Here is a 6,983-nt window from a genome sequence, read left to right as displayed (position 1 = left end):
TGTTACCTGCCAGGCGTCAACGAAGTTACCCCAGGGTGGTCAAGCCCAGGCCGGTCAAATACCCCAAAAAGAAAGCGGGAGGGCTTAACTGACTGGCATTAGGGCAAGCCCGCTCCCACACAAGCCCGCTCCCACAGGGGGTTGTGGTGTGCTTTAGAGAGTGGCTATCAACTGGGGCCCAAACGCCTCACGCAAAAAATCCGGCGCGATATAGCGCTGGTAATGCGCCTCCGATAGCAGGAAAAACTCCCGATCAATCGCGTCACGTAAGTCAGCCAAGTGCCGCTCGCGAAACTCCGGCAGCAACGCCAAGCCATACGCATCCAGCCTGGAAATCACCCGCGCGCCCCGGGCAATCAACTGATAGGCCCAGCAATAAGGCGACTGGTGCGGCATAAACCGGATCTTGCGCGCGTCCAGTTGCTGGCGCAGGCGCGCCGGGTCAAACACCTCCAGCTTGCTGGCCATGACCTGCACCAGCAACTGTTCGAGGCGCAGCCAGACCGCTTGTTTTTCCTCGGCGCTGTAGCCATTCCACTGGATGACTTCATGGTGATAGCGCTTGCAGCCACGGCATACCAGGTCGCCATACACGGTGGAACACAGGCCGACGCAGGGCGTCTTGATGGTTTGATTGGGCATAAAAACCGCGTCTTTCCTAATCCACGACAAAAGGGTTCACAGGCGCTCCAGCGCACTGAACTGCTGGTTCAAGTATTGATACAACTGGGTGACGGCCCGGGACATCTGCCCACGATGGGGGCAGGCGAAACTCAAGGGGTACACATCCCCGGGAATCTCCGGCAACAGCACCACCAGGCGTTGTGCCTGCACCTCGGCATACACATCCAGCCAGCACTTGTAGGCGATGCCTTCTCCGGCAACCGCCCAGCGCCGCACCACATCGGCGTCGTCACTGAACAACGGGCCGGCGACCTGCACCGTGTGCGCGCCCAGTTCCCAGCGGTCATGCAGGCGGCCGTTTTGCAGGTACAACAGGCAGGGGTGGCGGGTCAGGTCGTCGATGGACGCGGGGGCACCGTGGCGCGCCACATAGTCCGGCGACGCCACCAGCACCCGGCGGTTCCAGGGCGCCAGGGGCAGGGCGATATAGTTGGCGTCCGCGTTCCAGCCGTAACGCAGGGCGACGTCCACCGGGTCGCGAAACAGGTTGGTGACCTGGTCCGACACCAGAAAACGCAAGGTCAATTCAGGGTGTTGGCGGCGGAACTCGGTGAGCATCGGCAATAGGAGATTGCGCCCCAGGTCCGACGGCGCGGCGATCTGTAACGTGCCCCGCAGCGGCGCGTTATCGCCGCGCAAGCGTTCCTGCCCGAGCGCCAATTGCTCAAGCACGCCACGGGCGGTGGGCAGGTACTGTTCGCCCTCGGCGCTCAGGCGCAGGCTGCGGGTGGTGCGGGTAAACAGGCGCACCTGCAGTTCCCGCTCCAGGCGCTTGATCGCCGCCGCCACTTGGCCGGGCAACAGGTTGGCCTCCACTGCCGCGGCGGTGAAACTGCCCAGGGCGGCGCTGCGCAGGAACAGCCCGAGATCATCGATGCGGATCATTTTCACTCCGGCAATGAAAGTGTTGCTGCATTTTGTCGATTTTTCTTCGCCCAGGGAACGGTAATGATGCAAGCCATCGAGGGCCATCGCCCCTCATCACTCGTGAGTTCCCATGAAAGCAATCACCTTTACCGAACATGGCCTGCCCATCGACGACCCACGCTCGCTGATCGACGTGAACATCAACGCCCCCCAGCCAGGCCCTCGGGACCTGCTGGTGGAAGTGCAGGCTGTGGCGGTCAACCCGATCGATACCAAGGTGCGCTCTGGTACCTACGCCCAGGAATCGAAAATCCTCGGCTGGGATGCAGCGGGCATCGTTCGCCAGGTGGGTGCCGACGTGACCCTGTTCAAGCCGGGCGACGCGGTGTACTACGCCGGCTCCCTGATCCGCCCTGGCAGCTACAGCGAGTTCCAGGTGGTTGATGAGCGTATCGTCGGCCATCGTCCGCGCACAGTGGATGCGGCGCACGCCGCCGCCTTGCCGCTGACCTCGATCACCGCCTGGGAGCTGCTGTTCGACCGCCTGGGTGTGCCTGAAGGCGCAGGCGCGGGCGATGTGCTGCTGGTGGTCGGTGCCGGCGGCGGTGTGGGTTCGATCCTGGTGCAACTGGCCCGTCAACTCACCCAGATGACCGTGATCGGCACCGCCTCGCGCCCGGAGACTGTCGAGTGGGTGCAGCGTATGGGCGCCCATCATGTGATCGACCACCGCCGGCCCATGCTGGCCCAACTCCAAGCGTTGGGGATTGACGCGGTCAGCCATGTCGCCAGCCTCATGCATACCGAGGAGTACCTGGCGCAACTGGTCGAAGTGCTGCGCCCCCAAGGGCGGCTGGGGTTGATCGACGACCCGGCCAGCCTGGATGTCATGCCGCTCAAGCTCAAATCCTTGTCCCTGCACTGGGAACTGATGTTTACCCGCTCGCTGTTTGAAACGGTAGATATGATCCAGCAACACCACCTGCTCAACCGGGTGGCCCACCTGATCGACCAGGGCGTGTTGCACACCACCCTTGGCGCACATTTCGGCGCGATCAACGCGGCCAATATGCGCAGCGCCCATGCCCTGGTGGAAAGCGGCAAGGCGCGGGGCAAGATTGTGCTGGAGGATTTCCAATGAACACCCTGATCAAAGCCCTGGGCTTATCGCTGTGTGTGATGCTCGCCGCATGCGCCAGCCAACCTACCAATGGAGTCGCCAACATGAGCAAACCCTTGATATCCATCGCCGTACTCAAGGCCAAACCGGGCCAGGAACAAGCGCTCAAGGCCGGCCTGCTGGGTTTGGTCGAGCCGACCCGCACCGAGCCTGGCAACCTGGATTATGTGTTGTTCGAGCTGCGTGATGAGCCGGGCACGTTCTATATGCGTGAAGCGTTCAAGGACCAGGCGGCCCTCGATGCGCATTTTGCGATGCCGTACTTCCAACGCTTTGCCGCCACGGCGGATGACTTGCTCCAGGAGCCCCTGAAGCTGATCTTTCTTGAGCAAGTTTCCCACTGACGCCATGCATCGCAACCGCCTGTAGGCGCGAGTTTGTCGCGCCTACAGGCGGTGTGGGCGGTCAGTCCCAGCTAAGCGCCCCACCGGTCTGATACTCGATCACCCGGGTCTCAAAGAAGTTCTTCTCTTTCTTCAAGTCCATGATCTCGCTCATCCACGGGAATGGGTTGGTGGTGCCTGGGTACTCTTCCTTCAAGCCGATCTGCGACAGGCGACGGTTGGCGATGAACTTGAGGTAGTCCTCCATCATCGCCGCGTTCATGCCCAGCACGCCGCGCGGCATGGTGTCGCGGGCGTATTCGATCTCCAGCTGGGTCCCTTGCAGGATCATCTGGGTCGCTTCTTCCTTCATCTCGGCATCCCACAGGTGTGGGTTTTCGATTTTGATCTGGTTGATCACGTCGATGCCGAAGTTCAGGTGCATCGACTCATCGCGCAGGATGTACTGGAACTGCTCGGCCACGCCGGTCATTTTGTTGCGACGGCCCATGGACAGGATCTGGGTGAAGCCGCAATAGAAGAAGATGCCTTCCAGCACGCAGTAGTAGGCGACCAGGTTGCGCAGCAGTTCCTTGTCGGTGTCGACGGTGCCGGTCTCAAACTTCGGGTCGGAGATCGAGCGCGTGTACTTCAGGCCCCAGGCGGCCTTTTTGGCGACCGATGGGATCTCGTGGTACATGTTGAAGATCTCGCCTTCATCCATGGCCAGCGATTCGATGCAGTACTGGTAGGCGTGGGTGTGGATCGCCTCTTCGAAGGCCTGGCGCAGGATGTACTGGCGGCACTCCGGGTTGGTGATCAGGCGGTACACGGCCAGCACCAGGTTGTTGGCCACCAGGGAATCGGCGGTGGAGAAGAAGCCCAGGTTGCGCATGACGATGCGACGTTCGTCGTCGGTCAGGCCTTCGGGGTTTTTCCACAGGGCGATGTCGGCGGTCATGTTGACCTCTTGCGGCATCCAGTGGTTGGCGCAGCCGTCGAGGTATTTCTGCCAGGCCCAGTCGTATTTGAAGGGGACGAGTTGGTTGAGGTCGGCGCGGCAGTTGATCATGCGCTTTTCGTCAACGGCGACACGGGCGGCGGCGCCTTCGAGTTCGGCCAGGCCTTCGGCGATGTCGAGTTTGTCCAGGGCGGCCTTGGCGCGCACGATGGCGGCGGAGTCATTGGCGGTGACGGCGCGGGCTTCGAGGGCGGCAGCGGCGCCGGCACCGTCGAGGCGGTCCATGTTGGCTTCGGTGGCGTGGCCGGCGTTGGCGCCACGGATCACGGCTGCACCGGTGTCTTCGTTGTCGGCTTCATCCCAACTCAGCATGAAATACTCCTTCCTGGTCTGTTCTGACGGCGTGTGAAGCCGTCCAAAAACTTGATAATTACCGGCATCGCACACTATGTAGTGGTCGGCTTCGTGTGTGAGCACACTATATGGTGTGTAGGAAAGTTGGTCAACGCACAAGATGTGCGGTCTTCGGTCGCTGCCCGACGCAAGATCAGCGATAACGCCTGGGTTTATTGGCCCCGCTCGGAATTTCAAGGGAATGAAAAATCTACTGATCCGCCCAGCCACCCAGGAAGACGCCGAAAGCATCTTCTAGGTGCATAAAAACGCCGTCGAAAACCTGTGGTGAGGGGAGCGCTGCATTTGGTAACACCTTGATGTTTTTTCCCGGATTTGTCTGTCATGACAGTGTTGGGTCTGGTGCTAGGTTTCTCACTCTAGGAGCCCTTCAAATAAAAGGATATTGAGCGAACCAAACCTGTTAGCTGGAGTGATTATGCGCCTGCCATCCCTGCCCAATACTCTGTCGTTTGTTAGATCCAATGACCCAGCTCAAAACCGCCAGCCAACGTCCCATGAAGAACCCGCACAGGGGCAACTTTCGACGCACAACGATGTGCCAGAGAGGCGCCGTGTACGTAGGGATATACCGGCGACGGCTGCTCCCGAAATGAGCAGCGCAGATGATTTTTTTTCAAAAGTAGAAGCTGTCAAACAGGGCCAGGGCCGAGAGGCGTATATGCGAGGGTATAACTCACCGGGGGAGGTGCCTCTGCCTGATGGTTATTCGGATTCGATGAGCAGTTCCCAGTTTTATAAAATGGCATTAAAGCCAGGTGTGACTGATGAGCAATTAGGCATGCTGAAGTACTTGGCGGAAAAGCGTACGATTATAATGAATCAAGAAAATGTTTTGAAATTTGCCGACTTGGTATCGAGTAAAGAAACTAAGTTGACGCCCATGCCGCAAAGTTACTATCTCTCTATGATTAACCAATCGAGCGGCGGACAGTGTGCGGGCATAATACACCTCCTGTCTCTGGCGACAATAGAGGGCAAGGCTGATATTTTTCTGGGCAATATATACCAGGCGCTTGCTTCTCCCGACACGCCTGAATCTAAGGCGTTTTTTGCTGCGATCGCCAGGGCCCAGAAGTACGCCGGGGTTCCCAACAATGCACATGATCCTGCCACTGACAGGCTCGGGTCTTACAAGTCGATTGTATCGCAGATCCTCAAAGCCAAAGCCCCAACGACGTTGATTATCTCGAACGGAGAGCATCGTCTATCGGCAGGGGTGACGGTGGGAGCAGACGGTAAACCGACCTATTACTACGCCGACCCCAATATTGGCTTGATCAGGTCTTCTTCTGCCAAGGCATTTACGAGGGCAATGAAGAAAATCTTTACCGATCCCGATCTGAAAAAATTAATTAAGCCATACAACGACGATCTGGATAACCCTAAATACAGGTTCAGCGTATTTGACCCAGACCATATCCCTGAGCTTAGACCGACCTCCACCCGGATGCGACTGGCCTATAATGCCCCCTTGGCCGATCTTGATACGATAAAAGTAGTTGATAGTGAGCGCCTGCCTTCCTCGGCTGATTTTAGAAAACATTCAAAGCCTATTGTAGGTATGGAAGCTGCGGTTTATCAAAATGTTCTGGAAAGTGTGGACAACATACATGCCAAAAAAGGCATGGCCCAGTATCACGCTACTTTCGACTCATTGAAAACTGTTCAGGGCTTTATAAAACAGTACCCGGGCTCCCCGTACATTGGCAGCATGCAGGGGCTTGAGCAAAAATTGGTGCGCACCCTCGCCGAAGCAACCCCGCCTCCTGGTTTTCCGTACATCGATAGACAAATGCAGCGCGATCGCCAGTTGTTTGCCCCAAACCAGGCGGGTGCGCCTCTTGCCACGTTGGGTACACCCACGGTCATCAGCAAGACGGGGGAAGTGCAGCGCCTTCAGGCTCTCGATGATAGCCAGCCGCCGATACGTATCGGCACCCTGGATATCAGTCGCGTCGATCTCTACAAAATGGGCATCAATATCCACGGCAAGCCGATAGAAGCCCAGCCGGCAGGTGATCCAAATGGCAAGCTGTTGGCCACTAACCTGCAAATTGATTTTGCGCGTTTCAAGGCATGGTCCGGTTCCGGTGATGTGCGGTTCAGTGACCAGGCAACCAAGCTGTTCTTTGAAATTGCGATTCATCGTGATCCGTCCGCTGGACCGCTGATCCCCAGTACCGAAGTTTCAAAGATACCTGACAACTTTGAAAAACAGATGCAGCAAGTGCACAAAGTTTCTGCTCAGATTCAAGAGATAGTTCGCACTAAACAACCGATGCCTGCGAATTTCTTTGATTCAGGTGGCGTGGACAAGTTTGGAAAAACGCGGGCTGCCGGCTTGGGCTTCCAGGCATTCAGTACATTTCAGGGGCTGCGCAGCGCGATTGAGTCGTTTCAGAAGGGAGACGTGACTCAAGGCAGGGCGGTCTCAAGGAGCAAGTGCAACAGTCAGTTAATTTTCTGAGCTTGCTAAGCGAAACAATCCCGCTTCCAAAACATCGTTATCAATGGGCGTCTGACCGAACCGAGCTTACCTGACTAAGCACAA

At 57.8% G+C, this 6,983-nt stretch carries 6 protein-coding genes; 3 read left to right on the top strand and 3 right to left on the bottom strand.

Features of this window, described 5'->3' with window-relative positions; genetic code table 11:
• Positions 1-153: 153 nt before the first annotated feature.
• Together BLL38_RS29390 and BLL38_RS29385 are read right to left on the bottom strand one after the other, a co-directional pair.
• Complete coding sequence (locus BLL38_RS29390) at positions 154-642, bottom strand: DUF1289 domain-containing protein (RefSeq protein ID WP_076965327.1); 489 nt, start codon at positions 640-642, stop codon at positions 154-156.
• Positions 643-678: 36 nt separating this feature from the next.
• Positions 679-1,569, bottom strand: coding sequence for a LysR family transcriptional regulator (locus BLL38_RS29385; RefSeq protein WP_076965329.1), 891 nt, complete (start codon positions 1,567-1,569; stop codon positions 679-681).
• A gap of 112 nt (positions 1,570-1,681) precedes the next feature.
• Between BLL38_RS29385 and BLL38_RS29380 the strand changes: the two genes are divergently transcribed.
• On the top strand, positions 1,682-2,692 hold the full coding sequence (locus BLL38_RS29380) for a zinc-binding alcohol dehydrogenase family protein (protein WP_076965326.1): 1,011 nt from the start codon (positions 1,682-1,684) through the stop codon (positions 2,690-2,692).
• An 83-nt stretch (positions 2,693-2,775) separates the two neighbouring features.
• Positions 2,776-3,075: a putative quinol monooxygenase gene (locus BLL38_RS29375; protein WP_076965328.1), complete on the top strand. Its 300-nt coding sequence runs from the start codon at positions 2,776-2,778 to the stop codon at positions 3,073-3,075.
• 61 nt (positions 3,076-3,136) lie between these two features.
• On the opposite strand, the gene BLL38_RS29370 is transcribed toward BLL38_RS29375, so the two are convergent.
• Positions 3,137-4,387 carry a ribonucleotide-diphosphate reductase subunit beta gene (locus BLL38_RS29370; protein WP_076965325.1) on the bottom strand — a complete coding sequence of 417 codons (1,251 nt, stop codon included), beginning with the start codon at positions 4,385-4,387 and terminating at the stop codon, positions 3,137-3,139.
• Positions 4,388-4,847: 460 nt separating this feature from the next.
• Here BLL38_RS29370 and BLL38_RS29365 point away from each other — a divergent pair, with 460 nt between their 5' ends.
• Positions 4,848-6,899, top strand: a complete 2,052-nt coding sequence (locus tag BLL38_RS29365; RefSeq protein ID WP_130898291.1) for a hypothetical protein — start codon at positions 4,848-4,850, stop codon at positions 6,897-6,899.
• The last annotated feature ends 84 nt before the right edge of the window (positions 6,900-6,983 follow it).

The organism is Pseudomonas gessardii (assembly GCF_001983165.1).
GTDB lineage: Bacteria > Pseudomonadota > Gammaproteobacteria > Pseudomonadales > Pseudomonadaceae > Aquipseudomonas > Aquipseudomonas gessardii.
This window is presented reverse-complemented; position numbering and strand designations above follow the sequence as displayed.